The organism is Streptacidiphilus sp. PB12-B1b, from assembly GCF_014084125.1.
Classification (GTDB): Bacteria; Actinomycetota; Actinomycetes; order Streptomycetales; family Streptomycetaceae; genus Streptacidiphilus.
This window is the reverse complement of sequence record NZ_CP048405.1, coordinates 2,804,669-2,828,886: the sequence shown is the minus strand read 5'-3', so window position 1 is coordinate 2,828,886 and position 24,218 is coordinate 2,804,669. Positions and strand designations below refer to the sequence as shown.

Annotated in this window: 21 protein-coding genes; 9 read left to right on the top strand and 12 right to left on the bottom strand. The window is 72.0% G+C overall.

Translation table 11 applies throughout. From position 1 onward, the window contains the following. Nucleotides 1–44: 44 nt before the first annotated feature. A complete protein-coding gene (locus GXW83_RS12830) occupies nt 45–704 on the bottom strand; it encodes a TetR/AcrR family transcriptional regulator (RefSeq protein ID WP_182443200.1) in 660 nt (219 codons plus the stop codon). Between the two features lie 80 nt (nt 705–784). Here GXW83_RS12830 and hpnH point away from each other — a divergent pair, with 80 nt between their 5' ends. Together hpnH and GXW83_RS12820 are read left to right on the top strand one after the other, a co-directional pair. After that, nucleotides 785–1,789, top strand: a complete 1,005-nt coding sequence (gene hpnH, locus GXW83_RS12825) for an adenosyl-hopene transferase HpnH (RefSeq protein WP_182443199.1) — start codon at nt 785–787, stop codon at nt 1,787–1,789. Nucleotides 1,790–1,973: 184 nt separating this feature from the next. Next, nucleotides 1,974–2,747, top strand: coding sequence for a hypothetical protein (locus GXW83_RS12820; RefSeq protein WP_182443198.1), 774 nt, complete (start codon nt 1,974–1,976; stop codon nt 2,745–2,747). A 10-nt stretch (nt 2,748–2,757) separates the two neighbouring features. On the opposite strand, the gene GXW83_RS12815 is transcribed toward GXW83_RS12820, so the two are convergent. Then, entirely contained in the window at nt 2,758–4,371 is a 1,614-nt protein-coding gene (locus GXW83_RS12815; RefSeq protein ID WP_182443197.1) for an MDR family MFS transporter, read from the bottom strand. Between the two features lie 341 nt (nt 4,372–4,712). Next, on the bottom strand, nt 4,713–5,999 hold the full coding sequence (locus tag GXW83_RS12810; RefSeq protein ID WP_182443196.1) for a hypothetical protein: 1,287 nt from the start codon (nt 5,997–5,999) through the stop codon (nt 4,713–4,715). Nucleotides 6,000–6,395: 396 nt separating this feature from the next. On the opposite strand from GXW83_RS12810, the gene GXW83_RS12805 reads away from it, so the two are divergent. Next, a complete protein-coding gene (locus GXW83_RS12805; protein WP_182443195.1) occupies nt 6,396–7,316 on the top strand; it encodes a TrmB family transcriptional regulator in 921 nt (306 codons plus the stop codon). A gap of 18 nt (nt 7,317–7,334) precedes the next feature. Here GXW83_RS12805 and GXW83_RS12800 read toward each other — a convergent pair whose 3' ends face one another. The 5 genes from GXW83_RS12800 to GXW83_RS12780 all read right to left on the bottom strand — a co-directional run bounded on the left by GXW83_RS12800 (nt 7,335) and on the right by GXW83_RS12780 (nt 12,672). Then, nucleotides 7,335–9,038, bottom strand: coding sequence for an AMP-binding protein (locus GXW83_RS12800; protein WP_182443194.1), 1,704 nt, complete (start codon nt 9,036–9,038; stop codon nt 7,335–7,337). A gap of 175 nt (nt 9,039–9,213) precedes the next feature. Continuing rightward, entirely contained in the window at nt 9,214–9,960 is a 747-nt protein-coding gene (locus GXW83_RS12795; protein ID WP_225446939.1) for a transglycosylase SLT domain-containing protein, read from the bottom strand. 458 nt (nt 9,961–10,418) lie between these two features. Beyond that, nucleotides 10,419–10,676 carry a LapA family protein gene (locus GXW83_RS12790; RefSeq protein WP_182443193.1) on the bottom strand — a complete coding sequence of 86 codons (258 nt, stop codon included), beginning with the start codon at nt 10,674–10,676 and terminating at the stop codon, nt 10,419–10,421. Nucleotides 10,677–10,812: 136 nt separating this feature from the next. Beyond that, nucleotides 10,813–11,700: a MarR family winged helix-turn-helix transcriptional regulator gene (locus GXW83_RS12785; RefSeq protein ID WP_182443192.1), complete on the bottom strand. Its 888-nt coding sequence runs from the start codon at nt 11,698–11,700 to the stop codon at nt 10,813–10,815. A 270-nt stretch (nt 11,701–11,970) separates the two neighbouring features. Continuing rightward, nucleotides 11,971–12,672, bottom strand: a complete 702-nt coding sequence (locus tag GXW83_RS12780; RefSeq protein WP_182443191.1) for a TetR/AcrR family transcriptional regulator — start codon at nt 12,670–12,672, stop codon at nt 11,971–11,973. A gap of 173 nt (nt 12,673–12,845) precedes the next feature. On the opposite strand from GXW83_RS12780, the gene GXW83_RS12775 reads away from it, so the two are divergent. From GXW83_RS12775 to GXW83_RS12750, 6 genes are all read left to right on the top strand, one after another. Beyond that, nucleotides 12,846–13,913 carry a phosphotransferase family protein gene (locus GXW83_RS12775; protein ID WP_182443190.1) on the top strand — a complete coding sequence of 356 codons (1,068 nt, stop codon included), beginning with the start codon at nt 12,846–12,848 and terminating at the stop codon, nt 13,911–13,913. Next, the gene (locus GXW83_RS12770) at nt 13,913–15,157 is read left to right on the top strand and encodes an acyl-CoA dehydrogenase family protein (protein ID WP_182443189.1); all 1,245 of its coding nucleotides are present in this window, start codon (nt 13,913–13,915) and stop codon (nt 15,155–15,157) included. Before GXW83_RS12775 ends, GXW83_RS12770 begins: the two co-directional genes overlap by 1 nt. A 77-nt stretch (nt 15,158–15,234) precedes the next feature. Beyond that, the gene (gene fabG, locus GXW83_RS12765) at nt 15,235–15,996 is read left to right on the top strand and encodes a 3-oxoacyl-ACP reductase FabG (RefSeq protein WP_182443188.1); all 762 of its coding nucleotides are present in this window, start codon (nt 15,235–15,237) and stop codon (nt 15,994–15,996) included. Nucleotides 15,997–16,113: 117 nt separating this feature from the next. Continuing rightward, complete coding sequence (locus GXW83_RS12760) at nt 16,114–16,533, top strand: RNA-binding S4 domain-containing protein (protein WP_182443187.1); 420 nt, start codon at nt 16,114–16,116, stop codon at nt 16,531–16,533. A gap of 469 nt (nt 16,534–17,002) precedes the next feature. Further along, the gene (locus tag GXW83_RS12755) at nt 17,003–18,058 is read left to right on the top strand and encodes a phosphatase PAP2 family protein (RefSeq protein ID WP_225446938.1); all 1,056 of its coding nucleotides are present in this window, start codon (nt 17,003–17,005) and stop codon (nt 18,056–18,058) included. A 410-nt stretch (nt 18,059–18,468) separates the two neighbouring features. After that, the gene (locus GXW83_RS12750) at nt 18,469–18,843 is read left to right on the top strand and encodes a hypothetical protein (protein WP_182443186.1); all 375 of its coding nucleotides are present in this window, start codon (nt 18,469–18,471) and stop codon (nt 18,841–18,843) included. A gap of 62 nt (nt 18,844–18,905) precedes the next feature. On the opposite strand, the gene GXW83_RS12745 is transcribed toward GXW83_RS12750, so the two are convergent. From GXW83_RS12745 to GXW83_RS12730, 4 genes are all read right to left on the bottom strand, one after another. Next, the gene (locus GXW83_RS12745) at nt 18,906–20,273 is read right to left on the bottom strand and encodes an aspartate aminotransferase family protein (protein WP_225447475.1); all 1,368 of its coding nucleotides are present in this window, start codon (nt 20,271–20,273) and stop codon (nt 18,906–18,908) included. 95 nt (nt 20,274–20,368) lie between these two features. Then, nucleotides 20,369–22,321 carry a 1-deoxy-D-xylulose-5-phosphate synthase gene (dxs, locus tag GXW83_RS12740; protein WP_182443185.1) on the bottom strand — a complete coding sequence of 651 codons (1,953 nt, stop codon included), beginning with the start codon at nt 22,319–22,321 and terminating at the stop codon, nt 20,369–20,371. 56 nt (nt 22,322–22,377) lie between these two features. Beyond that, nucleotides 22,378–23,535, bottom strand: coding sequence for a flavodoxin-dependent (E)-4-hydroxy-3-methylbut-2-enyl-diphosphate synthase (gene ispG, locus GXW83_RS12735; RefSeq protein WP_182443184.1), 1,158 nt, complete (start codon nt 23,533–23,535; stop codon nt 22,378–22,380). Between the two features lie 79 nt (nt 23,536–23,614). Next, the gene (locus tag GXW83_RS12730; protein WP_182443183.1) at nt 23,615–24,214 is read right to left on the bottom strand and encodes a 1-hydroxy-2-methyl-2-butenyl 4-diphosphate reductase; all 600 of its coding nucleotides are present in this window, start codon (nt 24,212–24,214) and stop codon (nt 23,615–23,617) included. Between the last annotated feature and the right edge of the window lie 4 nt (nt 24,215–24,218).

The following is a 24,218-nucleotide window of genomic DNA, read 5'->3' as shown; positions in this document are numbered from 1 at the left end:
CGCGCCCCGACACGGGAAGAGTCGGGGCCGCCCCGATCCGGCGGTCAGCCGATGGACTCCATCCGGCCCAGCGACACGCCCGGGGCGCGGCCGAGTCCGGCGAGCATCCGCTCCAGCACCTGCCCGGCCTCCTCGCGCGCCAGGTCGTGGTCCTCGGCGCGGGCGATGTACAGGCTGGCCTCGGAGATCAGCGCCGCCAGCATCCTGGTCAGCGGCGCGACCGGCATCGGCTCGACGTTCCCCTCGGCGATGGCCTCGGTCAGCGCCTCGGCCAGCAGCACGTAGCCGTGCTCCTCGACCAGCGCGTCCCAGGCGCTGTGGCCCAGCACGGCCGGGCCCTCCACGAGTACGATCCGCTGGAAGTCCCGGTCGTTGCAGGCGTCCAGGAACGACTGGAAGCCGCTGCGCAGCAGCTGCCAGGCGTCGCCCTGCTCCTGCTCCGCCCGGGCCGTCTCCTGGGCGACCAGGCGCTCCGCCATCTCGGCGGCGCACTCGGCCATCACCGCCCGGAACAGGTCGGCCTTGTCCTTGAAGTGGTGGTAGAGCGCACCCCTGGTGACGTGCGCGGACGCCACGATGTCCTCCGTGCCGGTGGCGGCGTAGCCGCGCTCGGCGAACAGCTCGCGCGCGGCGCACACCAGCGCGCGCCGGGTGTCCGCGACATGGTCCGCGCGACGACTCCGCCGTATCCGGGGTACCGACATACCTTCATCCTGTTCCATACAGTCTGTATGTTAGTGGAGGGCACCGACTCCCGGGGCCCGGGGGAACGGAGACATGGATCATGGGACTCCCACTTAATCTGACCGTCAAGATGGGCACATACCTCCTCAAGCAGAAGGTTCTGCGTCGGGACAAATTCCCGCTGATCGTCGAGGTCGAACCCCTCTTCGCCTGCAATCTCGCCTGCGCCGGATGCGGCAAGATCCAGGAGCCGGCCAGCATGCTCAAGCGGCGCATGCCGGTGCAGCAGGTGGTCGACGCCGTCGAGGAGGCCGGGGCGCCGATGGTCTCCCTGGCCGGCGGCGAACCGCTGATGCACCCGCAGATCGACGAGATGACCCGAGCGCTGCTGGCCAAGGGCAAGTTCGTGGTGCTCTGCACCAATGCCGTACTGCTGCCCAAGCACCTGCACAAGTTCAAGCCGCACCGGAACTTCGCCTGGATGGTCCACATCGACGGGCTGCGCGAGCGGCACGACGAGTCGGTCAGCAAGGACGGCGTCTTCGACCAGGCGGTCGAGGCGATCCGGCAGGCCAAGGCCGCGGGCTTCGCCGTCTTCACCAACTCGACGTTCTTCAACAACGACAGCCCGCAGGACGTCATCGAGGTGCTCCAGTACCTCAACGACGACCTCAAGGTCGACCGGATGCAGATCTCCCCCGGCTACGCCTACGAGAAGGCCCCCGACCAGGACCGCTTCCTCGGCGTGGAGCAGACCAGGCAGCTGTTCAAGAAGGCCTTCGCGGACGGCCGCCGCAAGCACTGGCGGCTCAACCACTCGGCGCTCTACCTGGACTTCCTCGAAGGGAAGACCGACTTCGAGTGCACCCCGTGGGCGATCCCGTCGTACTCGCTCAAGGGCTGGCAGAGGCCCTGCTACCTGATGGGCGACGGCTACACCGAGACCTACAAGGAGCTGCTGGAGACCACCGACTGGGACACCTACGGCCGCGGCAAGGACCCGCGCTGCGACAACTGCATGGCGCACTGCGGCTACGAGCCGACGGCGGTGCTGGCGACCATGGGCTCGCTCAAGGAGAGCCTGCGGGCGATCACCGCGGGCTGAGGCCCGGCCGGTCCCGACCGCCGCCCCGGAGCGCGCACACCGCACCGCTCCGGGGGCGGCGGCGCGCGGGCCGGTCTTTGGTTCGTCCACCACTGGTACATCCAGCCGCGCCGTCACTACGATGTGTCGACCTCGACGGGCCCACTCGCCCACGGAGGACCGACTCACGAAGGGGCGGGGCGCCATGGCCGACGACGACGGCGCGTTCTACGTGCTCAGCGCGCTGCTGCTGACCCCCGGGCAGTTTCCCAGCGTCCTCGGGGACGACTACCCCGACGCCTGCGAGGCGCTCGGCCTGGAGCCCTGGGCCGACGGCTACGGCCTGCTGTTCGGCCAGGACGCCGACGGCGCCCGCTGGACGGTCGTCTCCGACGACGCCGCGCTGGTCGGCTGCGCCATCGCGGCCTGGGACTGCGGCATGCCCTACGACCTCACCCCGCCCGACCGGACCGTGGTGGACTCCGTCCCCGGCTGGCCTCTGGCCCTGTCGGTGAGCACCCCCGGACTGCCCGAGCCGCACGACCCCGCCGACTCCGACGGCGACCGCCCGCTGCTGTGCCCGCCGGCGCCGGACGCGTGGGGGCCGGCGCAGCGCCGGCTGGGCGCGGACGAGATCGCCGCCCAGTGGGCCGCCTGGCGCAAGCAGGTCACCGACACCGTCACCTTCGACGAGAGCGCCCCGCCCGCGCCCGAGAGCCGGGTGGCCACCGTCCTGGCCGAGGCGCGCGAGTACACCCGCACGCCCCCGCCCGCCGGACGGGTCCGCTCCCGGCCCGCCACGGACGGCGCGCGGCTGGTCCGGGCGGACGGCCCCGGCTGGAGCCTGGCCGCCCGCACCGACGACATCGCCCTGGTGCTGCTGGACGACAAGCCGCACGAGATCCTGCCGGTCGGGCGCGGACCGGAGCTGCCCGCCCTGCTCCACGCCCTGGACCGGATGGCCCGCGCGTCCAGCTGACCGCGCGGGCTCAGTGGGCGGGCACGGCCGCCTCCGCGCCCTCCATCGAGGCCAGCTTCTTCTCCTTCAGCACGAAGGCCAGCACCAGCGCGACCACGATGAACGGCGTACCGGCCAGGAAGAGGTCGCCGATGGCGTGCGCGAAGGCCGCCGTGACGTGTTCCTTGACCGGCTGCGGCAGCTTGTGGATGGCCTGGATGTTGTTGACGTCCAGGGTGCCCACGCCCTTGGCGCCGCCGGGCGCGCCCGCGAACTCCTGCTTCATGTAGTGCGTCATCCGCGTGGTCAGCACCGTGCCGAAGATCGCCGTGCCGATGGACGCGCCGATCTGCCGGAAGAACGTGGCCGAGGCCGTGGCCACGCCCATGTCGCTGAAGTGCACCGAGTTCTGGATCGCGGTCACCACCGTCTGCAGCGTCATGCCCAGGCCCGAGCCGAAGACGAAGGCGTACACCGCGACCTGCCAGTAGGGCGTGGTGTTGGTCAGCCCGCTCAGCAGCACCAGCGACAGGATCAGCAGCAGCGCCCCGGCTATCGGGTAGATCTTGTACTTGCCGGTCTTGGCCATGATCCGGCCGGAGACGATCGAGGTCGTCATGATCCCGGCGATGGCCGGCAGCATGCCCAGCCCTGACTCCATCGCCGACATGCCCTTGACGGCCTGCAGGTACAGCGGCAGGTAGATGATGCCGCCGAACATCGCAAAGCCCGCGAAGAAGCCGAAGCTGTTGCCGACCGAGAAGATCGGGTTCCGGAACAGCCGCATCGGCAGGATCGGCTCGGCCGCGCGCAGCTCGATCGCCACGAACGCGCCCACCAGCAGCAGCGAGCCCAGCAGCAGCGCCAGGCCCTGCCAGGACGCCCAGCCGTAGGAGGTGCCGGCCCAGTTCAGGTACAGCAGCAGGCTGGTGACGGCGGCCACGATCGCCCCCGCGCCCAGGTAGTCGATGGAGTGCTCGCGCCGGTTGACCGGCAGCCGCAGCGCGAAGGAGCAGACGATGAACGCGCCTATGCCGATCGGCAGGTTGATGTAGAAGATCCAGCGCCAGCCGATGCTGTCGGTGAACCACCCGCCGAGCAGCGGCCCGGCGACGCTGGCCAGCCCGAAGACCGCGCCCATCAGGCCCATGTAGCGGCCGCGCTCGCGCGGCGGGATGACGTCCCCGATGATGGCGAACGCCAGCGACATCAGCCCGCCGCCGCCGATGCCCTGCAGCGCGCGGAAGCCGATCAGCTCGCCCATGTTCTGGCTGAGCCCGGCCAGCGCGGAGCCGACGAGGAAGACCACGATCGCGGTCTGGAAGATGATCCGGCGCCCGTAGAGGTCGGAGATCTTGCCCCACAGCGGCGTCGCGGCGGTCGAGGTGAGCAGGTACGCGGTGACGACCCAGGAGAGCTTGTCGATGCCGCCCAGCTGGCTGACGATGGTCGGCAGCGCGGTGCCGACGATGCTCTGGTCGAGGGCGGCGAGCAGCATGCCGGCCATCAGGCCGCCCATCACCACCATGATCTGCTTGTGGCTCAGGTAACGGGGACCGTCCGGGGCGGCGGCAGCGGCCGCGTCCCCGGCGGGGTTGGGTTCGGGGGTCGGTTCGGCCGAGGTGTCGACCGGGTTCTCGGACATGGGGGCAGGCTCCAGGGTGCATCGCGTACAGCGCTCGGATCCGAGCATGGGGAACCGTACCGTGTGCCACTGACAGCCCGCGCACAGGGCTAGCCTTACGGCAGGTAAGCGCCCACGGCCACCGCCGGAGGCACCCCACGGGCGCCCGGCGATACGCCCGCGGTGCCGTCAACAGGATCGGTGCCGGCCCCGGAGCGCGGCGGTGATCCGCTTGGCCACCAGCGGGTTGATCAGCCGAGGTGCTCCGGCCCGCCGCCGAGGGCTGCTCGAACGCGGAGATCCGATGACCTCCTGGGACGGCCCCCGCTGAGCCCGCCGGCGCCCCGGCGGGCTCCCGGCCGTCAGGGGCCGGGGGTGGGCAACGGGGGCGCCTCGCCTGCGGCGGACGAGACCGTGGGGTCGGCCATGAGCGCGGCGTACTGGCGCTTGAGCGCGTCCTGCACCGCTGCGCGGTCGGCCTTGCCGGGGGCGTAGACGTCGATGGTGACGGCGATGTCGCCGACCACGCCGTACCCCTCGGTCCAGATGTTGCCGTCGCTGTCCAGGCCGGGGTGCTCGTAGGCCATGGTGTCGCCCGCCCCGGGGACGGCGTACGTGCCCGTCCTGCCGACCTCGTCGCCCGCACCGCCCTGGTAGCCCAGCGTGAAGCTCTGCGCGCCGGTGGCGGAGGAGAACTGGAGCAGGACGACGTCCGCCTGGACTCCGTCCGAGGCGATCCAGTTCTCCCGGACCGCATACTGGAAGCCCCGGTCGGTCTCCTCGTCGATGACCTGCGACCGGTGGGCGGGGTCGGCGAAGCGGGTGGCGAACTGCTGCAGCGTCAGCACGCCCGTGGGCCCGTTTTTGCCGGTGGAGGCCCACGGCTGGGCACCGCTGGGCCGGGAGACCAGATCGCCCTGGAGCCGGCGGCGGTCGGCGGCCGTGGCGGTGGCCTGCCGGGCCGTGGGCCGCGCCGTGGCGGACGACGACGGAAGCGGCGAGGGCGTGGTGACGTTCCCGGTCAGCCGGGCGTACTGGTCCTTGGCGAGCTGTGTCAGTTGCGCCGTGTCGGCCGTCCCGGGCGCGTAGAAGTGCAGATCGACGGCGATGTTGCCGACCGAGTACCAGGCCGTCTGACGGATGTCGCCGGCGCTGTCGATCGCACCGGCGGTCCAGCTCTCGCCGCCGGGTATGCCCGGGATGGCCGACAGGGGCTCGCTGGGGCTCTCCTGCTCCGAGGTCCCCTCGGACACCCCGCTGACGTAGTCCTGGGCTCCGTCGGCGGTGGCGAACTGGACCAGGAAGACATCGGCCTGGGTGCCGTCCGAGGCATCCCAGTTGGCCTGGACGGCGTACTTGAAGCCGTCCTGGTCGACGTCGCCCTTCTCGCTGACTCGCTGGCTCGTGTCGAACAGCCCGTCGACGAACTGGTCCCGGGTCAGGATGCCGCCCGGCGCCAGCGTGCCCCGGCCGAACGGCTTCGACCCGATCGGCGCGGTGAGCAGCTCACTCTTCAACCGGCCCGCGGGCAGGGTCTTCTGCGCGGGCACAAGGGACAGGGAGCTGCATCCGCTCAGCCCGGTCAGGGCGGAGGAGAGAGCGAGCGCGGCGACGACCGCGCGGGGGACGTGCTTGACGTGCTTGGGCACCGTGAACCATTCAAGATCGCAGAGGCAAGGCCGAACATCGTTGCGCATCCAGATCACGGGGATATCGCGGGCGGATCAAGCTGCGGCGGCTGATCATCCCCGGCGCGGCGCCGGGCGGCCGGTGTGCTGTGAGCGAACGTCGGCGTGGCTCGGGGGTCGGCGGCGCGGGTTGCGGTCAGAGTGGGGCGCCGCCTGGCCCCGGAAGGTGTCGGGAGCGTGCAGAATTGATCACGATTTAGTTTCATGTTCATGACAATAACCCCGTCCTGCCACCCCGCCGAGTGGTGTTCACGCCCGCGACCTCGGAGAAGTCCTCCTGCCCCGCCCTGCTCCCGGCTCCGTCAGGTTGTGGACAGCTCTTGCCAAAGCAGGGACCTGCGCCACTACGGTTCCTTCATGCATACGGACGACAGACGCGCAGCGGACCTGGAAGAGCTCGGCCTCACCAACTACGAGGCGCGGGTCTACCTCGCCCTCATCCGCCGCGACGTGTTCACCGCCGCGGAGGTCGCCCGCGAGGCGCAGGTCCCCCGGCAGCGGGTCTACGACGTGCTGGAGGGGCTGACCCGCCGCCAGCTCGCGGTGCTGCGTCCCGGGAAGGTCGCGGGCTACTCGGCGGTGGCGCCGGAGACCGCCGTGCACCGGCTGATGGAGCAGCAGCGGCGCTCCCTCGGGCGGCTGGAGCGGCTCTCCGGCGAGCTGGCCCAGGAGCTGCTGCCGACCTGGGACAGCGGTCGGCAGCACACCGACCCGCTGGACTACGTCGAGGTGCTGCGCGACGCGGCCGACATCAGCGAGCGCTTCGCCCGGATCCAGTCCGAGGCCGAGCGCGAGCTGCTCAGCTTCTCCCGGCCGCCATGGGTCAACCCGCCGGCCGAGAACCTCGCCGGGATCGAGGCGTCCGCCAGACTGCACGCGGCCGGACGCACCATCCGCTCGCTCTACAGCAGCGACGTGCTGGAGGATTCCGAGGTCCTGGACGTGGTGCGGCGCTTCGTGGACGTCGGCGAGGAGATCCGGATCGCCGAGAACCTGCCGCTGAAGCTGGTCATCGCGGACGGCTCGACCGTGCTGTGCGACATGCCCGACCCGGTGGCGCGGGCCGGGGCGACGACCTCATTGGTGATCCGGCACCCCTCGCTGGCCGAGGCGCTGCGGCTGGCCTTCCACGCGGTCTGGGACGAGTCCCCGACCCTGGAGGAGGCGTTGAAGCTGCGCGAGGCGGAGCAGGCCGCGGCGGCCGAGGCGGCGAGCCGGGCCGAGGCCGAGGCCGCAGCGGCGGCGGCCGCCGAGGCCGGGTCGGGCGGGGACGCCTGACCCGGGCCCGCCCGGCCGTCAGTCGCGGTGCTCGTCCCGCAGCACCCGGCGGAGCACCTTGCCGAGCAGGTTGCGGGGCAGCGGGTCCACCCGGAACTCCACGATCTTGGGGACCTTGTACGCGGCGAGCCGTTCGGAGCAGTAGCTGATCAGGGTGCGCTCGCTCAGTCCGCGCCCCTCGCGGACGATCACGTACGCCTTGACGGTCTCGCCCCGGTACGGGTCGGGGACGCCGACCACCGCCGCGTCCGCGACCGCCGGGTGGGCCAGCAGCACGTCCTCGATCTCGGTGGGGAAGACCGAGAAGCCGCTGGCGATGATCACATCGCGCTTGCGGTCGATGACCGTGACGTAGCCGTCCGGGCTCATCACCGCGATGTCGCCGGTGAACAGCCAGCCGTCGTGCAGCATCCGGGCGCTGTCCTCGCGCTCGTGCCAGTACCCGGCGAAGACCTGCGGGCCGCGCACCACCAGCTCACCGGCCTCGCCCGGGGGCTGCTCCCGCTCCGGGTCGTCCTCGTGCACGATCCGCACCTCGGTGCCGGGGAGCGGGACGCCGACCGTGCCGGGGCGGGCGTTGGCGTTCAGCGGGTTGGCCAGGACCACCGGGGACGCCTCCGACAGGCCGTACCCCTCGACCAGGTGGGCGCCGGTCAGCTCCTGGAACGCGTCGATGGTCTGCGGCTCCAGCCGCATCGCGCCGGAGATGCAGTAGCGGACCGAGCGCAGACCGCGCAGCCGCTCCCGGCCCTGCGCCATCAGCGCCTGGTACATCGGCGGGACGCCGGGGAAGAGGGTGGGGCGGTGCCGCCGCAGCTCGCGGGTGACCAGGTCGATGTCGAAGGCGGGCAGCAGCACCGTGCGCGCCCCCGCGAGCGAGGCCACGGTCAGGCACATGGTCATCCCGTAGACATGGAACAGCGGCAGCGCCCCCAGCAGCGTCTCCCGGCCCTGGCGCAGCTGCGGATACCAGGCGCGGACCTGGTGGGCGTTGGCGACCAGGTTGCGGTGGGTCAGCATGGCGCCCTTCGGGGTGCCGGTGGTGCCGCCGGTGTACTGCAGCACGGCGACCGCGGTGCGCGGGCTGACCGGCCCGGCGGCGTCGGCCTCGACCCGGCGGCCGCGCGCCACCGCGGTGAAGGGGACCGAGCGGGCCCCCTCGGGCAGGCCGGGCGCGAGCCGCCCGCGCAGCGCGCGGGCCCGGGCCAGCGGCAGCCGCAGCAGCAGCCGGGAGCGCAGCGGCAGGGCGTCGGCGAGGGAGGCGGTGACCACCTCGCGCAGCCCGGTCTGCGTCCGGACCGCGTCCACGGCGGCGAACGCGCCCTCGTAGGTGACGGCGACGACCGCGCCGGAGTCCTTCAGCTGGTGGGCCAGCTCGGACTCGGTGTACAGCGGGTTGGTGGGCACGGCGATCGCGCCCAGGCGCAGCACCGCGTAGAAGGCGATGACGTACTGCGGGCAGTTGGGCAGGACCAGCGCCACCCGCTCGCCGCGGGCCACCCCGAGCGCGGCCAGGCCGCCCGCGAAGCGGTCGACGGCGCCGCGCAGGGCCCGGTAGCTGGTGCGGCGGCCGAGGAAGACCAGGGCGGTCCGCCGCCCGTGGCGCCGGGCGGCCTCGTCCAGCAGCCCGGTCACGGGGATGTTGGGGATGCTGATCCTGTGCGGCACACCGTCGGCGTAGAAGCGGTGCCAGCTGCGCGCGGTGCGGTCGGTCGTCGCCATCGGGACGCCCCCTCCTGGCCCTGGGAGCGGCGCGGGCGCGCGGTTGCTGACGCCCGGTCTCACTGGTGGGCAAGATCGTGGCAGCGCGCTCGGTCATCTGTCCAGAGGGCGGAGGCAACTCCCGGGGGCTCCCCGGGCGGCCCCGGGGGCGGCCCCGGCGGGTGCTTGGCGGGGGTCAGTACCAGTTGTGCGCCTGCCAGAACGACCAGGCCGCGTTGGGGCTGCCGTAGCGGCTGTCCATGTAGTCGAGCGCCCACTTGATCTGCGTGACCGGGTTGGTGCGCCAGTCGGATCCCATGGAGGCCATCTTGTCGCCGGGCAGCGCCTGGCCCAGGCCGTAGGCGCCGGAGCCGGCGTTGACGGCCTCGGGGTTCCAGCCGCTCTCGTGCGAGATGATCTCGCTGAAGGAGGCGAGCTGGTCGGCCGGGACCAGCTGGGCGGCGATCTGCCGGGGGCTGCCGGAGGGGGTGGCGGCCTTCTCGGCGGCGGCCTTCCTGGCGGCGGCGCGGTGCTCAGCCTGCTTCTCGGCGGCCTGGTGCTCGGCGGCGGCCCTGGCGGACGCGGCCCTGGCGGCGGCCTGCTTCTGTTCGGCGGCCTGCTGCGCGGCGGCGGCCTTCCTGGCGGCGGCCTGCTGCGCGGCGGCCTTGGCGGCGGCGTCCTTGGTGGCGTTGAGCTGCGCGGTGATCTGCGAGGCGTCGGCCGCGGCCTTGGCGGAGGCGCTCGCGGAGGCCGAGGCGGACATCTGCTGGAACTGCACCAGGGCGTCGGGCTGCGCCGTGGTGGCGGCGGACGCGCTGGTCGCGGTGGCCGCGTCGGCGGCGCCGGAGGAGTCGACGGCGAAGGTGCCGGCAATCACGAGACCGGCGGCGGCGGCCACGGCTGCGGCGGTGCTCTTGCGCACACGCAGGGAGGGGGCGGGCATGGGAGGGACCTCAATCGGCTGGCTCTCGGCAGCTGCCGGCTGGGTCCGTGCGGCGGGACAGGTGCCGCACGGAGCCGGACAGTCGCTGGGGACTCCGCCATTCTTAGCGGGCGGGTCAGCCGTGGCCAAAGCCCCGTCTACTATCGGGGTCCGTAGTGGAACACCGTACGCCGAGCCGTGCGACGCGACGGATTACCCGCCCGAAAGCGGGTCGGGCCACGAAATCCGCAGAATCGGCGACGTTCCTGCGCGCCGCCTGTGAGCTGTGGATAAGCAGGTGCGACGGGGCGGCGCCGCCCCGGGGCACTCCGCCCGGGCGTGGAGTGGTTGAAGCTTCCAGCACCCGCCGGAAGTGGATCAACTATCGGGCGTAGTCGACGCCTCGGGCCCTGTGGCGGGCCTCACTCGGACGCCGCGGAACCGTCCGGGCGGATCGCCCGCAGAACCGCGCTCCCCGGTCAGCGGCGGCGCCTGCCGTCCCGGTAGCGGACCAGGAACCAGCCGATCAGGATCCCGGCGAGCAGGATCACCGCGAGCACCACCCACAGCGGCGAGGTCACCACCGAGATGCCCCAGAGGTGTATCCGCACCGAGGCCGTGTTCATCAGGATGAACCAGACCGCCAGGGCGGCGATCACGGCGCCGCCGACGAGCCTGGGGCTCACTGTCACACGCCCGGCCCTGCGCGGGGCCGGTGCGTCGCTCTTCTTGGCCATGGACCATTCTGTGCACACCGCACCGGCCCCCGCCCGTCGGCGTTCGACCGACGGACGGCCGACGCCTGGGCGGGCGGGGTTGGGCGAGCGGAGCCCGCCGAAAAGTGGCACATGCCAAAATCCGGCAGCCGGGCGGTCAGTCCTGCGCGGTCAGCCGGGCGATCACCGTGAGCAGCGCCACCACGCTCTCCCGGGTCTCCTCGTCCAGCGGCTCCAGCAGCTGCCGCTGGACGCCGTCGACACCCGCCCTGACCTGGGCGAGCAGGTCGGTACCGGCCGGGGAGAGGGCCAGCAGGTTGCGGCGGCCGTCGGCCGGGTCGCGTCTGCGCAGCACCAGGCCGCGTCGCACCAGGCGGCTGATCAGCTCGGCCATGGTCGCCTTGTCCAGCGACGCCCGCTCCCCCACCGTCCGCTGGTCGATGCCCGGCTCCTCGGCCAGGGCGTCCAGGACCGCGAACTGAGGCGCGGTCAGCTCGCCCGGGACCAGCTCGGTCCACAGCCGGGTGTGCACCTGCTGGGCGACCCGGATGAGATATCCGACCACCCTGGGCGCATCAAGAATGGGACGTGACTCCTGCATAGTCTCCAGAGCCAGCGGATCTATCCGCGCCAGCCTCCCGAGGCTGGACATGAGCGCGACGCGCTGTGTCTCGTCCAGCGGTTCGAGCAGTTGCCGCTGCACGCTCGCCACCCGCGGCGAGACCTGCTGCAGCAGCTGGTTGCCGGCCGGGGAGAGAGTGAGCAGCTTGCGGCGGCCGTCGGCCGGGTCGCGTCTGCGCAGCACCAGGCCGCGCCGCACCAGGCGACCGACCATCTCGGCCATGGTCGCCTTGTCCAGCGACGCCCGCTCCCCCACCGTCCGCTGGTCGGCGCCGGGTTCCACGGCGAGCGCGACCAGTGCGGCGTACTGCGGAGCGGTCAGCTCGGTGCCGACGTGCTCGGTCCACAGGCGTGTGTGGACCTGCTGTGCGATCCGGATCAGCTGTCCCGGTGACTGGGAGAGGCGGAGTGGTACACCCGTCATGTCGATCTCCCCCAGCATCATTGAACCGTCCTGTCTGAGCCCTCACGGCTGCCCTTGCGGGAGGGATGGCACGGCAGTGGCAGCGGCGCTCCCGCTGCACGCGTGCCCTGTGGGAGGCCGCGCGTGAGGGGACAAATCGCCGAGCAGCCGACGGCTGCTGGCGCACACTATACAAAGTGCCGGGTTCAACTAGATACGTCGCTGCGACCTGCGGCCCAATCGTGATCCTGGCGCCGCGACGCCCGATTCACCAGGGCATTCCCGGTTCGTTCACAGGTTCGCATCCGTGGCAGCGAGCCCCCTGAGCAACAGGTCGGCAAAGGTCGCCCCGATGGATTCGGGCGTCAGTTCGCCGTCGGCGTGGTACCAGCTGCCGAGGTGGTGGACGCCGCCGAAGAACTGGTGGGCGGCGAGGTCCGGGGATACATCGGAGCGCAGCGAGCCCTCCGCCTGCCCTTGCTCGATCAGCGCCCGGAACCGCTCGTGGTAGCGCCTGCGGTCGGCCCGGACGGCGGCCAGCCGGTCCGGCGGCAGCATGTGCATGGACCGCCAGGACACCATGGCGTCGTCCAGGTGCTCCAGCGTGCTGACGACCACGTCGGCCGCGGCGTCGCGGAGCCGGTCGCGGACCGGCCGCCGCGCCTCGTCGGCTATGGCGGCCAGCCGCACCGACTGGAGCGCCAGCAGCCGGGTGTAGATCTGCTGCAGCAGGTCGTCCTTGGAGGTGAAGTAGTGGTACATGGCGCCCTTGGTGACGCCCGCGTGTTCGACGATCTCCTGGACGGACGTCAGCGCGAACCCGCGCTCGGCGAACAGCCTGCTGGCGGCGGCGAGCAGCCGCTCCTGGACCGGCGCCGCGGCGTCGGCGCCACCCTCCGGGGCGCCCGGCGTGGTGCCGCCCGGCGGTTCGGCCTCGCGGGCGGTGGCGCGACCGCGCCTGCTGCCGACTGCTCTACGCGCTGGTGCCGCCACGTGCTTTCCTCTTCCCCGCTGCGCCGTCGATCCGCCGCCCACCGTACGGCCCCGCCGCGGTCCGGTGTGTCCCAGTCCACTCTAGCCGACATACCTACCAGTCGGTATGGTGGCGGCGACGGCCCCGCCGACGACGACGGCGAGTCAGCCCCATACGACCCCAGGAGGTCTGCATGTCCGAGCAAGCCGGGCCCCGGCCTTCCGGCGCCCCGCACCCGCCCGGCCTGGACCTCGACCGGCTGCGGGAGTACCTCGACCGCGCCCGCCCGGGGATGGTCGAGGGCACGCTCGCGGCCGAGCTGATCTCCGGCGGCAAGTCCAACCTGACCTACCGGCTGCACGACGACGCGCACCGCTGGGTGGTGCGCCGCCCGCCGCTCGGGCACGTCCTGGCCACCGCCCACGACATGGGCCGCGAGCACCGGGTGATCTCGGCGCTGGCCGGCACCGGCGTCCCGGTCCCCGGCGTCCACCTGCTGTGCACCGACCCGGAGGTCCTGGGCGCGCCCTTCTACGTGATGGACGAGGTGTCCGGCACGGTCTACCGCACCGCCGAGGACTCCGCCGGGCTGGGCGCCGAACGCGCCCGGGCCATCTCCTTCGCACTGGTCGACGTCCTGGCCGACCTGCACGGCATCGACCCGGCGGCGGTCGGCCTGGCCGACTTCGGCCGCCCCGAGGGCTACCTGCGGCGGCAACTGGACCGCTGGCTGCGGCAGTTCGAGGCGTCCCGCAGCCGCGAGATCGAGGGCATGGCCGAGCTGCAGCAGCGGCTGGCCGACCACCTGCCCGCCACCCAGCGCAACACCGTGGTGCACGGGGACTACCGCCTCGACAACGCCATCGTCGCCGGGGACGACAGCGTCGCCGCCGTCCTGGACTGGGAGATGGCGACCCTCGGCGACCCGCTGGCCGACCTCGGACTGTTCAAGGTCTACTGGGAGATCACCGGCGAGATCCCCGGCAACCCGGTCTCACAGGCCGTCAGCCCCGCCGCCGGATTCCCCCGGATGGACGAACTGGCCGAGCTGTACGCCGCCCGCACCGGCCTGGACCTGGCCCCGCTGCCCTGGTACACCGCCTTCGCCGGGTTCAAGCTCGCGGTGATCTCCGAGGGCATCCACTACCGCTACACCCAGGGCAAGACCGTGGGCGAGGGCTTCGCCCACATCGGCGCGCTGGTGCCGCTGCTGGTCGCCACCTCCCTGGAGACCCTGCTCAAGCTGGAAGGGAACAACTGATGGACTTCCTGTACGACGAGCGCACCCGCGAGCTGCAGCAGCGGCTGCTCGCCTTCATGGACGAGCACGTGTACCCGGCCGAGGCGGTGCACGCCGAGCAGTCGGCGTCCGCCGACAACGAGTGGGCCCGGCTGCCGGTGATGGCCGAACTGAAGGCGGAGGCCCGCCGGCGCGGACTGTGGAACCTGTTCTTCGTGGACCAGCACAGCCTGCCCAGCGCCGGGCACGGCGCGGGGCTGACCAACCTGCAGTACGCCCCGCTCGCCGAGATCACCGGGCACAGCCCGTTCCTCGCCCCCGAGGCGCTGAACTGCGCCGCCCCGGACACCGGCAACATGGAGGTGCTGGCCGAGTTCGGCACCCCCGAGCAGCAGAAGCGCTGGCTCGAACCGCTGCTGGAGGGCGAGATCCGCTCCGCCTTCTGCATGACCGAGCCCGAGGTCGCCTCCTCCGACGCCGCCAACATCGCCACCCGCATCGAGCGCGACGGCGACGAGTACGTGATCAACGGACGCAAGTGGTGGTCGTCCGGCGCGATGAGCCCGGAGTGCGAGATCCTCATCGTGATGGGCCGCACCGACCCGAACGCCCCCAAGCACCGGCAGCAGAGCATGATCCTGGTGCCCCGGGACACCCCCGGCGTGGACGTCCGCCGCGGCATGCACGTCTTCGGCTACACCGACGGCCCGCACGGCGGCCACGCCGAGGTCGTCTTCGACAACGTCCGGGTGCCGGCCTCGCACCTGATCGCCGGGGAGGGCGAAGGCTTCGCCATCGCCCAGGCCCGGCTCGGGCCCGGCCGCATCCACCACTGCATGCGGCTGATCGGCATGGCCGAGCGCGGCCTGGAGCTGATGTGCCGCCGGGCCGTCTCCCGCACCGCCTTCGGCAAGCCGCTGGCCGACCAGGGTGTGGTGCAGGAGTGGATCGCCGAGTCCCGGGTGCGGATCGAGCAGCTGCGGCTGCTGGTGCTGAAGACCGCCTGGCTGATGGACACCGTCGGCAACAAGGGCGCGCACACCGAGATCCAGGCCATCAAGATCGCCACCCCGTCCACGGTCGAGTGGATCCTCGACAAGGCCATCCAGGCACACGGCGGCGGCGGGGTCTCGCAGGACTTCCCACTGGCCCAACTGTGGGCCAACGCCCGCACCCTGCGCTTCGCCGACGGCCCGGACGAGGTCCACCGGCGCTCGCTGGCCCGCCGCGAGCTGCGCCCCTACCTCGCCCCGCCCGTATCCTGACGTGGCGTCACCAACCAACGCCAGCAACGCACTCACCTTCGTCAGGCCCATCCCCGAGCAAAGGAACGACACCAGCCATGACTGACCAGACCCCTCGCGTAGCCATCGTCACCGGCGCGGCGCGCGGCATCGGCGCCGCCACCGCGATCCGCCTCGCCGCCGACGGCTTCGCCGTGGCCGTGGTGGACCTGGAGGAGTCGGCGGGCAAGGACACCGTCGAGAAGATCACCGCCGCCGGCGGCCGGGCGCTCGCGGTCGGCGCGGACGTCAGCAACGCCGAACAGGTGGCCGCCGCCGTCGAGCGGATCGCCGCCGAGCTGGGCGCGCCCACCGTGCTGGTCAACAACGCCGGCGTGCTGCGCGACAACCTGCTGTTCAAGATGTCCGAGCTGGACTGGGACACGGTGATGAGCGTCCACCTCAAGGGCGCCTTCCTGATGTCCAAGGCGGTCCAGAAGCACATGGTGGACGCCGGCTACGGCCGCATCGTCAACCTCTCCTCCTCCTCGGCGCTGGGCAACCGGGGCCAGGCCAACTACTCCGCCGCCAAGGCCGGCCTGCAGGGCTTCACCAAGACCCTGGCCAAGGAGCTGGGCAAGTTCGGCGTCACCGCCAACGCAGTGGCCCCGGGCTTCATCGCCACCGACATGACCGCGGCCACCGCCGCCCGGGTGGGCATGGACTTCGAGGACTTCAAGGCCGCCGCCGCCACCCAGATCCCGGTCGCCCGGGTTGGCGTCCCCGAGGACATCGCCCACACCGTCTCCTTCCTGGTCAGCGAGGGCGCGGGTTTCGTCTCCGGCCAGGTCGTCTACGTCGCCGGCGGCCCGCTCGACTAACCCCTCCCGACCGGTCCGCGGCCCGGCCCCCCACCCGCGCCGCGGACCCCCGCCCCTCCGTCGCCCTTCCCGGGCATCCGGCACTGCCTGGCGCGGTTCGGGCGTTAGGGTCGGGGCATGGCTGCCGTGGAGGAGACGAGTGTTCGCGTCGATGCCTGGATCTGGGCCGTGCGCCTGACCAAGACCCGGGCGGAGGCGGCGGCCGCCTGTCGGGGCGGGCATGTGCGGGTGAACGGGACGCGGGCCAAGCCGGCCGCGCCGGTGCGGCCCGGGGACGAGGTGCGACTGCGCGCGGGGGGACGCGAGCTGGTGGTGGTCGTCTCGCGGGTGCTCCGCAAGCGGGTCGGTGCGCCGGTCGCGGCGGAGTGCTTCGTCGACCACAGTCCGCCGCCGCCCCCGCGCGAGGAGCTGGCCGTGGCCGGGGTCCGCGACCGGGGCGCGGGGCGCCCGACCAAGCGCGACATGCGGGAGCTGGCCCGGCTGCAGGGGCGCCCCGTCAACCGGACGCCCACCCCGGAAGAGTGGCGCAAGCGCTGAGCCGTTGACGCCTCTGGCGCCGCACGGGTGTTCGCCCGCGGATCCGCGGGGGCGCGGGCCCCGCCGGGAGCCCCTCGGAGCCGGTCGGCGGGCTGCGCGGCCGGACTGAATTGCCAATGCCGGAAATTGAATACTCCTGCGAGCGGGCAATGGCCGGACGCTTATCCCCCGGCCGATTCGGGGGCCACTCGACGGGATATTCGAATAATCGTCACAGCGCCACATCTCATGGAATTCTTACCGCACCGACGATTCGGACAAGGCATGACAAGTACCCGCAATACGGCCAGGCCGGGCCCTGTCTCAGCCTTCGGGATCTGCCTGCAGACACAGATCTGACGCATATACAAACCGCATCACGGCACGTGGGGAGTACTTATATCGAACTTACAATCAGCCAGGTCACATCGTCATTACGAATGCGCTCTGCGCACCGGTCACATCCGACCCACCCTGTAACGTCGAAGGGGTGCGTAACCAGAGGAATGAGGTCGCCCTACTAGAGCGTCCGCAGACGACAGCGACAAGGCAGCCGACCGGGCGGGAACACCGGTGGCCGCCGCTGAGCCGCGCCCACAAGGCCCTCATCGCCTCCACCGCCGCCTTCTACCTCGCGGTGATCATCGCGGTGCTCACGACCTCCCGGCTGGTGGCGGTCGACTGGTCGGTGATGATGTTCAAGCCCTACCAACACTGGCCGGGCATCCAGCAGTTCATGAACATCTACGTCATCGCCGGCCAGCGCGGCCCCTCCGCGATCGTCGTCTCGGCCTGGCTCACCTGGCGCTGCTGGCGGACCAGGAGCTGGCGTCCGCTGCTGGCGCTGGGCGTCGCCCTGGTGCTGCTGAACATGTCGGTGGGCGCCGTCAAGATCGGCATGGGTCGGCTGGGCCCGCACTACGCACACGTCGCCGGATCGAGCGAGCTGTTCCTGGGCGGCGGCATATTTCCCTCGGGGCACACCGCCAATGCGGTCGTGACCTGGGGAATCCTGGCATACCTGGCCTCCCGCTGGCGCCGCTTCGGCGGCGTGGTGGCCGGCTTCATGGGCGTCACCATCGGGCTGACCACGCTCTACCTGGGCACGCACTGGGTCAGCGACGTGCTCGCCGGGTGGGCCGCCGGAGCCCTGGTGCTGCTGGCGCTGCCGCTGTTCGAGCCGGTCATCGTCAGCGCCGACGAACGGATGCAGGCCGCCTGGGCGGACCGGCAGGCGCTGGCCGCCCGACTGCGCGCGTTCCGCCCCGCCGACCTGTTCCGGCCCTCGGACCTGTTCGGCGCCACGGCCGGGCCGGTCGCGCCGGGCCGCAAGGCGCCCGTCGCCGCCCCGGCGCGGGCGGTCGCCGCTGCCCCGGTGCCCCGGCCCGCCAGGGCCGCCACGGCTGCCCCGGCCGCCGGGAAGGGCACACGCCCGGCCGTCGTCCGCGGCGCCGCTCCGGCGGGGGCGACCAGGGTTCCGCGCCCGGCCGGCGCGACCGGCGCCCGGGCCACCGCGGGCCGGGCCGGCAAGCCACCGCGCGGATGAGCTGTAACGTTCCTCACGTTTGAAAGACGACCACTCTCGATCAGTGCCCGGAGATTCACCGGCGGGACCGGTCCCATGCGGCCGGATCCCGCCTGTCGGGCCCGACAGCGGACCAATCGGGACCGCCTGCCCCGCTTCTGGCCTTCGAAACCGCTCTGTGCTGGCCGCGCGACTGCATTCGGCTGCCGCGATACGCCTATAAGAGGGTTCTCATCCGAGCGGACAGGCGTCGAATGGACATCGAACGATCACCAGATGGTCATTTCCGATCGTTTCGCAGGCTTCTCTTACGGTGCTCCGATCACTTCCGTCCAAGTGGCCTGATACGTCGTCCACGGAACCTACTGTCGGCAGCAGTGCAGCGGCCGACAAGGGCCCCGCTGCCGGATCCCGTTCGAGAGGACGCCCGGATGGCAAACATGGAGACCGCGCTCAAGGAGACCATGGCGATCGAGGGGGCGGTGGGCGTCGCCCTGGTCGACTACAGCAGCGGCCTGGCCCTCGGCACCCTCGGCTCGTCCAACGAACTGGACCTCAACGTCGCCGCCGCCGGGAACACCGACGTGGTCCGGGCCAAGATGCGCACCATGGAGATGCTCAATCTCCACAACGAGACCATCGAGGACATACTGATCACCCTCACCGCGCAATACCACCTGATCCGGCCGCTGACCCACCACACCAGCAAGGGCATCTTCCTGTACCTGGTGCTGGACCGGCAGCGCGCCAACCTGGCCATGGCCCGGCACCAGATCCGCCGCATCGAGGAGCACCTGGAGATCTGACCGGCCCGGCCGCGCCCCGGGCGGAGGGCGCGGCGGGCCGGGGGCAGCCCCGGCGGTGGCCGCTAGCGGTTGGCCACGGCCTGCTTGATCAGCGTCTTGCCGAAGTCGCGCATCAGCCCGGTGCCGCTGTGGGCCTCGTCCATCACCTCGGTGAAGGCGTCCACGAAGCGGTCCACCTCGGCCTCGCCGATGGTCAGCGGCGGGATCAGCTTGATGACCTCCAGGAAGTCGCCCGAGACCTGGGTGAGGATCCTGTGCCGCTGGAGCAGCGGCACCACCACCATCTGCGCGAACAGGCCCTTGCGGGCGGCCTGCAGCGCGGCCCAGCCGGTACGCAGCTTCAGCGACTGCGGGCGGCCGAACTCGATGCCGATCATCAGCCCGCGCCCGCGCACGTCGGCCAGCATCTCGTACTTGGGCATCAGCTCGGCGAGCCTGCCCCGGAACAGGTCGCCGACCCGCCGGGCGTTGGCCACCACCTGCTCGTTCTCCATCACGTGCAGCGTGGCCAGGCCCGCGGTCATGGCCTGGGCGTTGGAGCCGAAGCTGGCGGAGTGCACCAGCACCCGGTCCATCGAGGAGTACACCTTCTCGAAGATCCACGCCTTGCCCAGGGTCGCCCCGATCGGCACGTAGCCGCCGGAGAGCGCCTTGGCGACGCACACCAGGTCGGGCTCCACGCCCGGTTCGTTCTGGTAGGCGAGGAAGTCGCCGGTGCGGCCGATGCCGGTCTGCACCTCGTCGGCGATGAGCAGCGCCTTGTGCCGGTGCAGCAGCTCCTGCGCGGCCTTCAGATAGCCGGGCGGGGTGGCGTGGACGCCCTTGCCCTGGATCGACTCGACGATCAGCGCGGCGACGTCCCCGCGCTTCAGCTCGCGCTCCAGCGCCTCCAGGTCGCCGAAGGGCAGCTGGGTGTCCGGCAGCAGCGGGGCGAAGCCCTTGCGGAAGCCCTCCTCGCCGTTGACCGAGAGCGAGCCGGTGGTCAGCCCGTGGAAGCCGTGGTCGCAGTAGAGCACCCGGCGCCTGCCGGTGGCGTAGCGGGCGAACTTCAGCGCGGTCTCGACCGCCTCGGTGCCGCTGTTGCCGAAGAACACCCGGTCCAGGCCGGGGGCGTGCGCCAGCAGCTTCTCGGCCAGCAGCCCGGGCAGCGGCTGGCAGTCGAAGCGGGTGAGGTCGGCCAGCTCCAGGTCCATGACCTGGTGCAGCGCGCCGCGGACGACCGGGTGGTGGCGTCCGAGCGCGAAGATGCCGAAGCCGGCCAGCATGTCGAGGTAGTCGTTGCCCTCGGCGTCGTAGAAGTACGCCCCCTCGGCGCGCTCGTAGACCTTGTCGAAGCCGATGGTGTGCAGCATCCGCGGCAGCTGGTGGTTGAGGTACCGGCTGTGCAGCTGGTAGCGCTCGGCGCCGCGCTCGGCCAGCAGGGCCTGCACGTCGAAGCCGGCGCCCGCCGCTGCGGTGCCCGCGTCCGGCGCTGCGGCGCCCGCGTCCGGACCGGGCCTGGCCGCCGTACCGGGCGTGTCGATGGTCACGCTGGTTCCCCTCCTCCGAAGCCGCTGTGCACGGCCGACGCCTGATCAGTGCCCGGCCCCACCCGTCCGACCGCCTTGGCGAAGCCCGCGGTCTGCGCGGCGATGCCGGGGCCGGTGAGGCCGATGTCGTCCAGGATCTCACCCCGGGCGGCGTGGGCCAGGAACTCCTGCGGAATCCCCAGCTCCCGTGTCGGTACGTCGATGTCGGCGTCGCGCAGGGCCTGGGCCACCGCCGTGCCGACGCCGCCGACGCGTCCGTTGTCCTCGACCGTGACCACCAGCCGGTGCCGGGCGGCCAGCCCGGTCAGCGCCGCCGGGACCGGCTTGACCCAGCGCGGATCGGCCACGGTGGCGGTCAGCCCGTGCGCGGTGAGCAGCGCGGCGGCGTCCAGGCAGGCGGGGGCCATGGTGCCGACGGCCACCAGCAGCACGTCCGGGGCGATGCCGGGCCCGGCGGTGCGCAGCAGCACGTCCACTCCGCCGATGCTCTCCACGGCGGGGATCGGCGGGCCGACCACGGCCTTGGGGAAGCGCAGCACGGTGGGCGCGTCGTCGACGTCCAGGGCCTCGCGCAGCTGGGCGCGGAGCTGGTCGGCGTCGCGCGGGGCGGCCAGCCGCAGGCCGGGGACGACCTGCAGGACGGACATGTCCCACATGCCGTTGTGGCTGGCGCCGTCGGTGCCGGTGACCCCGGCCCGGTCCAGGACGAAGGTGACGCCGCAGCGGTGCAGTGCCACGTCCATCAGCACCTGGTCGAAGGCCCGGTTCAGGAAGGTCGCGTAGACCGCCACCACCGGGTGCAGCCCGCCGGTGGCCAGCCCGGCCGCGCTCACCACGGCGTGCTGCTCGGCGATGCCCACGTCGAAGATCCGCTCCGGGAACTCGCGGGCGAAGCGGCCGAGGCCGACCGGCTGGAGCATGGCGGCGGTGATGGCGACGACGTCGGGGCGCTCGCGCGCCAGCTCGACCAGCTCGCTGCCGAACACCGAGGTCCAGGAGGTGCCGCCGACCGGCTGCAGGGGTTCGCAGGTGACCGGGTCGATGGCGCCGACCTGGTGGAAGTGGTCGGCCTCGTCGAGTTCGGCCGGGCGGTAGCCGCGGCCCTTCTCGGTGAGGCAGTGGACGATGACCGGGCCGCCGAAGCCCCTGGCCCGGCGCAGCGCGGACTCGACGGCCTGCTCGTCGTGGCCGTCGATCGGGCCCAGGTACTTCAGGCCGAGGTCCTCGAACATGCCCTGCGGGGCGAAGGCGTCCTTGAAGCCCTTCTTGGCGCCGTGCAGGGCGTCGTAGAGCGGCGCGCCGACGCCGGGGGTGCGTTGCAGGGCCTCCTTGCCCCAGGACAGGAAGCGCTCGTAGCCCTGGGTGGTGCGCAGCGTGGCCAGGTGGGTGGCCAGGCCGCCGATGGTGGGGGCGTAGGAGCGCTCGTTGTCGTTGACGACGATGATCACCGGGCGGTCCTGGGCCTCGGCGATGTTGTTCAGCGCCTCCCAGGCCATGCCGCCGGTCAGCGCGCCGTCGCCGATGACGGCGACCACGTGCCGGTCGTCCAGGCCCTGGATCTCGTTGGCCTTGGCCAGGCCGTCGGCGTAGCCGAGCACGGTGGAGGCGTGCGAGTTCTCGATCACGTCGTGCTCGGACTCGGCCCGGGAGGGGTAGCCGGACAGGCCGCCGCGGGACTTCAGCCGGGTGAAGTCCTGCCGGCCGGTGAGCAGCTTGTGCACGTAGCTCTGGTGGCCGGTGTCGAAGAGGATGCGGTCCTTCGGGGAGTCGAAGACCCGGTGCAGCGCGATGGTCAGCTCGACCACGCCCAGGTTGGGGCCGAGGTGGCCGCCCGTGCGGGTGACAGCCTCGATCAGGAAGTCGCGGATCTCCTCGGCCAGGAGGGGCAGCTGGTCGGCGGCCAGCCCGCGCAGATCGGCTGGGTCGTGGATGGACTCCAGGAGGGACATGGGATCACCTTCGTTCCACGGGGGGGCGGTTGGCTGGTGGGGGTGGGCCGGACGGGTCAGCCGACGTCGACGGTCGGGGCGCCGGGGGCGGCTCCGGTCGCCTGAATCGTTTCTGCCAGCTTGAGCGCCTCCTCGATCAGCGTCTCCACGATCTTGGACTCGGGCACGGTCTTGACCACCTCGCCCTTGACGAAGATCTGCCCCTTGCCGTTGCCCGACGCCACCCCCAGATCCGCCTCCCGCGCCTCACCCGGACCGTTCACCACACAGCCCATCACCGCCACCCGCAACGGCACCTCCATCCCCTCAAGCCCCGCAGTGACCTCCTCCGCCAGCTTGTACACATCCACCTGCGCCCGCCCGCACGACGGGCACGACACGATCTCCAACCCCCGCTGCCGCAGGTTCAACGACTCCAGGATCTGGTTCCCCACCTTGATCTCCTCCGCCGGCGGAGCCGACAGCGACACCCGGATCGTGTCCCCGATCCCCTCCGCCAGCAGCGCCCCGAACGCCACCGCCGACTTGATCGTCCCCTGGAACGCCGGACCCGCCTCGGTCACCCCCAGGTGCAGCGGATAGTCGCACGACGCCGCCAGCAACCGGTACGCCGCGATCATCACCACCGGATCGTTGTGCTTCACCGAGATCTTGATGTCCCGGAACCCGTGCTCCTCGAACAACGAGCACTCCCACAGCGCCGACTCCACCAACGCCTCCGGCGTCGCCTTCCCGTACTTCTCCAGCAACCGCCGGTCCAACGACCCCGCATTCACCCCGATCCGGATCGGCACCCCCGCATCCGACGCCGCCTTGGCGATCTCCTTCACCTTGTCGTCGAACTGCCGGATGTTCCCCGGATTCACCCGCACCGCCGCACACCCCGCGTCGATCGCCGCGAACACGTACTTCGGCTGGAAGTGAATGTCCGCGATCACCGGGATCTGCGACTTGCGCGCAATCGTCGCCAACGCATCCGCATCGTCCTGCGAGGGACACGCCACCCGCACGATCTGGCACCCCGACGCCGTCAGCTCCGCGATCTGCTGCAACGTCGCATTGACATCCGAGGTCAACGTCGTCGTCATCGACTGCACCGAGATCGGCGCATCCCCACCCACCGGCACACTGCCGACCATGATCTGACGACTCTTCCGCCGCACAGCGAGCGGCTTGAGCGGAGCGGACGGCATTCCCAGCGGGATCGCGGTCATGACGGGCACCGGTCCTTTCTGATGCGGGTGCGGAGTACGTGGTGCGGAGGTGACGTACCGGCGGCCGACGGGCGGGCGGCTAGGGCGTCCAGGCGGCGAGCACGGGCGCGGCGGCGCGCAGCGCCCGCCAGGCCCGCAGGCCGTGGACGAGGGTGCCGGGGCGCAGCAGCTCCTGATCCGGGGTGTCGACGACGACGCGGACGGCTGCCGCGGGGAGCCCCGGCGGGAGCCGGTGCAGGGCGGCGGCGGTCTCCATGTCGACACACAGGACGCCGTCGCGGTGCAGGGTGTGCCGCTGCGCGCCGCGGACGACGCGCTCGGAGGTGTGGAGGGGACCGGAGTGCACGGTCAGGCCGGCGCGTTGCAGGCTGTCGGCGAGCGCGGCGCAGTCCGGGAGTTCGACCGGTCCGCCCACGGTATCGCGCACCTCGGTGGCAACGACCAGGTCTCCGGGATTTATTCCGGGCCCCACAGCCGCGCCGAAGCCCGTGAAGACCAGCGCGCGGGGGGCGTGCGCCCCCTGCGCCAGGGCGCTGCTGACGGACTGTCCGGCCCGCCGCGCACCCATGCCGGTGCGCAGCAGCCGGACCCCGCCGGTCCGGGCGGCGCGCCGCAGCGCCCACTGCTCGGCGCCCAGGGCACAGGCGAGCAGCAGCGGGCCCTGCGGTGCGGCGGTCATCCCC

Coding starts and splice junctions, on each gene's coding strand:
- GXW83_RS12830 (WP_182443200.1), bottom strand. CDS start 704: ATGTCGGTACCCCGGATACGGCGGAGTCGTCGCGCGGACCATGTCGCG.
- hpnH (WP_182443199.1), top strand. CDS start 785: ATGGGACTCCCACTTAATCTGACCGTCAAGATGGGCACATACCTCCTC.
- GXW83_RS12820 (WP_182443198.1), top strand. CDS start 1,974: ATGGCCGACGACGACGGCGCGTTCTACGTGCTCAGCGCGCTGCTGCTG.
- GXW83_RS12815 (WP_182443197.1), bottom strand. CDS start 4,371: ATGTCCGAGAACCCGGTCGACACCTCGGCCGAACCGACCCCCGAACCC.
- GXW83_RS12805 (WP_182443195.1), top strand. CDS start 6,396: ATGCATACGGACGACAGACGCGCAGCGGACCTGGAAGAGCTCGGCCTC.
- GXW83_RS12800 (WP_182443194.1), bottom strand. CDS start 9,038: ATGGCGACGACCGACCGCACCGCGCGCAGCTGGCACCGCTTCTACGCC.
- GXW83_RS12795 (WP_225446939.1), bottom strand. CDS start 9,960: ATGCCCGCCCCCTCCCTGCGTGTGCGCAAGAGCACCGCCGCAGCCGTG.
- GXW83_RS12790 (WP_182443193.1), bottom strand. CDS start 10,676: ATGGCCAAGAAGAGCGACGCACCGGCCCCGCGCAGGGCCGGGCGTGTG.
- GXW83_RS12785 (WP_182443192.1), bottom strand. CDS start 11,700: ATGACGGGTGTACCACTCCGCCTCTCCCAGTCACCGGGACAGCTGATC.
- GXW83_RS12775 (WP_182443190.1), top strand. CDS start 12,846: ATGTCCGAGCAAGCCGGGCCCCGGCCTTCCGGCGCCCCGCACCCGCCC.
- GXW83_RS12770 (WP_182443189.1), top strand. CDS start 13,913: ATGGACTTCCTGTACGACGAGCGCACCCGCGAGCTGCAGCAGCGGCTG.
- fabG (WP_182443188.1), top strand. CDS start 15,235: ATGACTGACCAGACCCCTCGCGTAGCCATCGTCACCGGCGCGGCGCGC.
- GXW83_RS12760 (WP_182443187.1), top strand. CDS start 16,114: ATGGCTGCCGTGGAGGAGACGAGTGTTCGCGTCGATGCCTGGATCTGG.
- GXW83_RS12750 (WP_182443186.1), top strand. CDS start 18,469: ATGGCAAACATGGAGACCGCGCTCAAGGAGACCATGGCGATCGAGGGG.
- dxs (WP_182443185.1), bottom strand. CDS start 22,321: ATGTCCCTCCTGGAGTCCATCCACGACCCAGCCGATCTGCGCGGGCTG.
- ispG (WP_182443184.1), bottom strand. CDS start 23,535: ATGACCGCGATCCCGCTGGGAATGCCGTCCGCTCCGCTCAAGCCGCTC.
- GXW83_RS12730 (WP_182443183.1), bottom strand. CDS start 24,214: ATGACCGCCGCACCGCAGGGCCCGCTGCTGCTCGCCTGTGCCCTGGGC.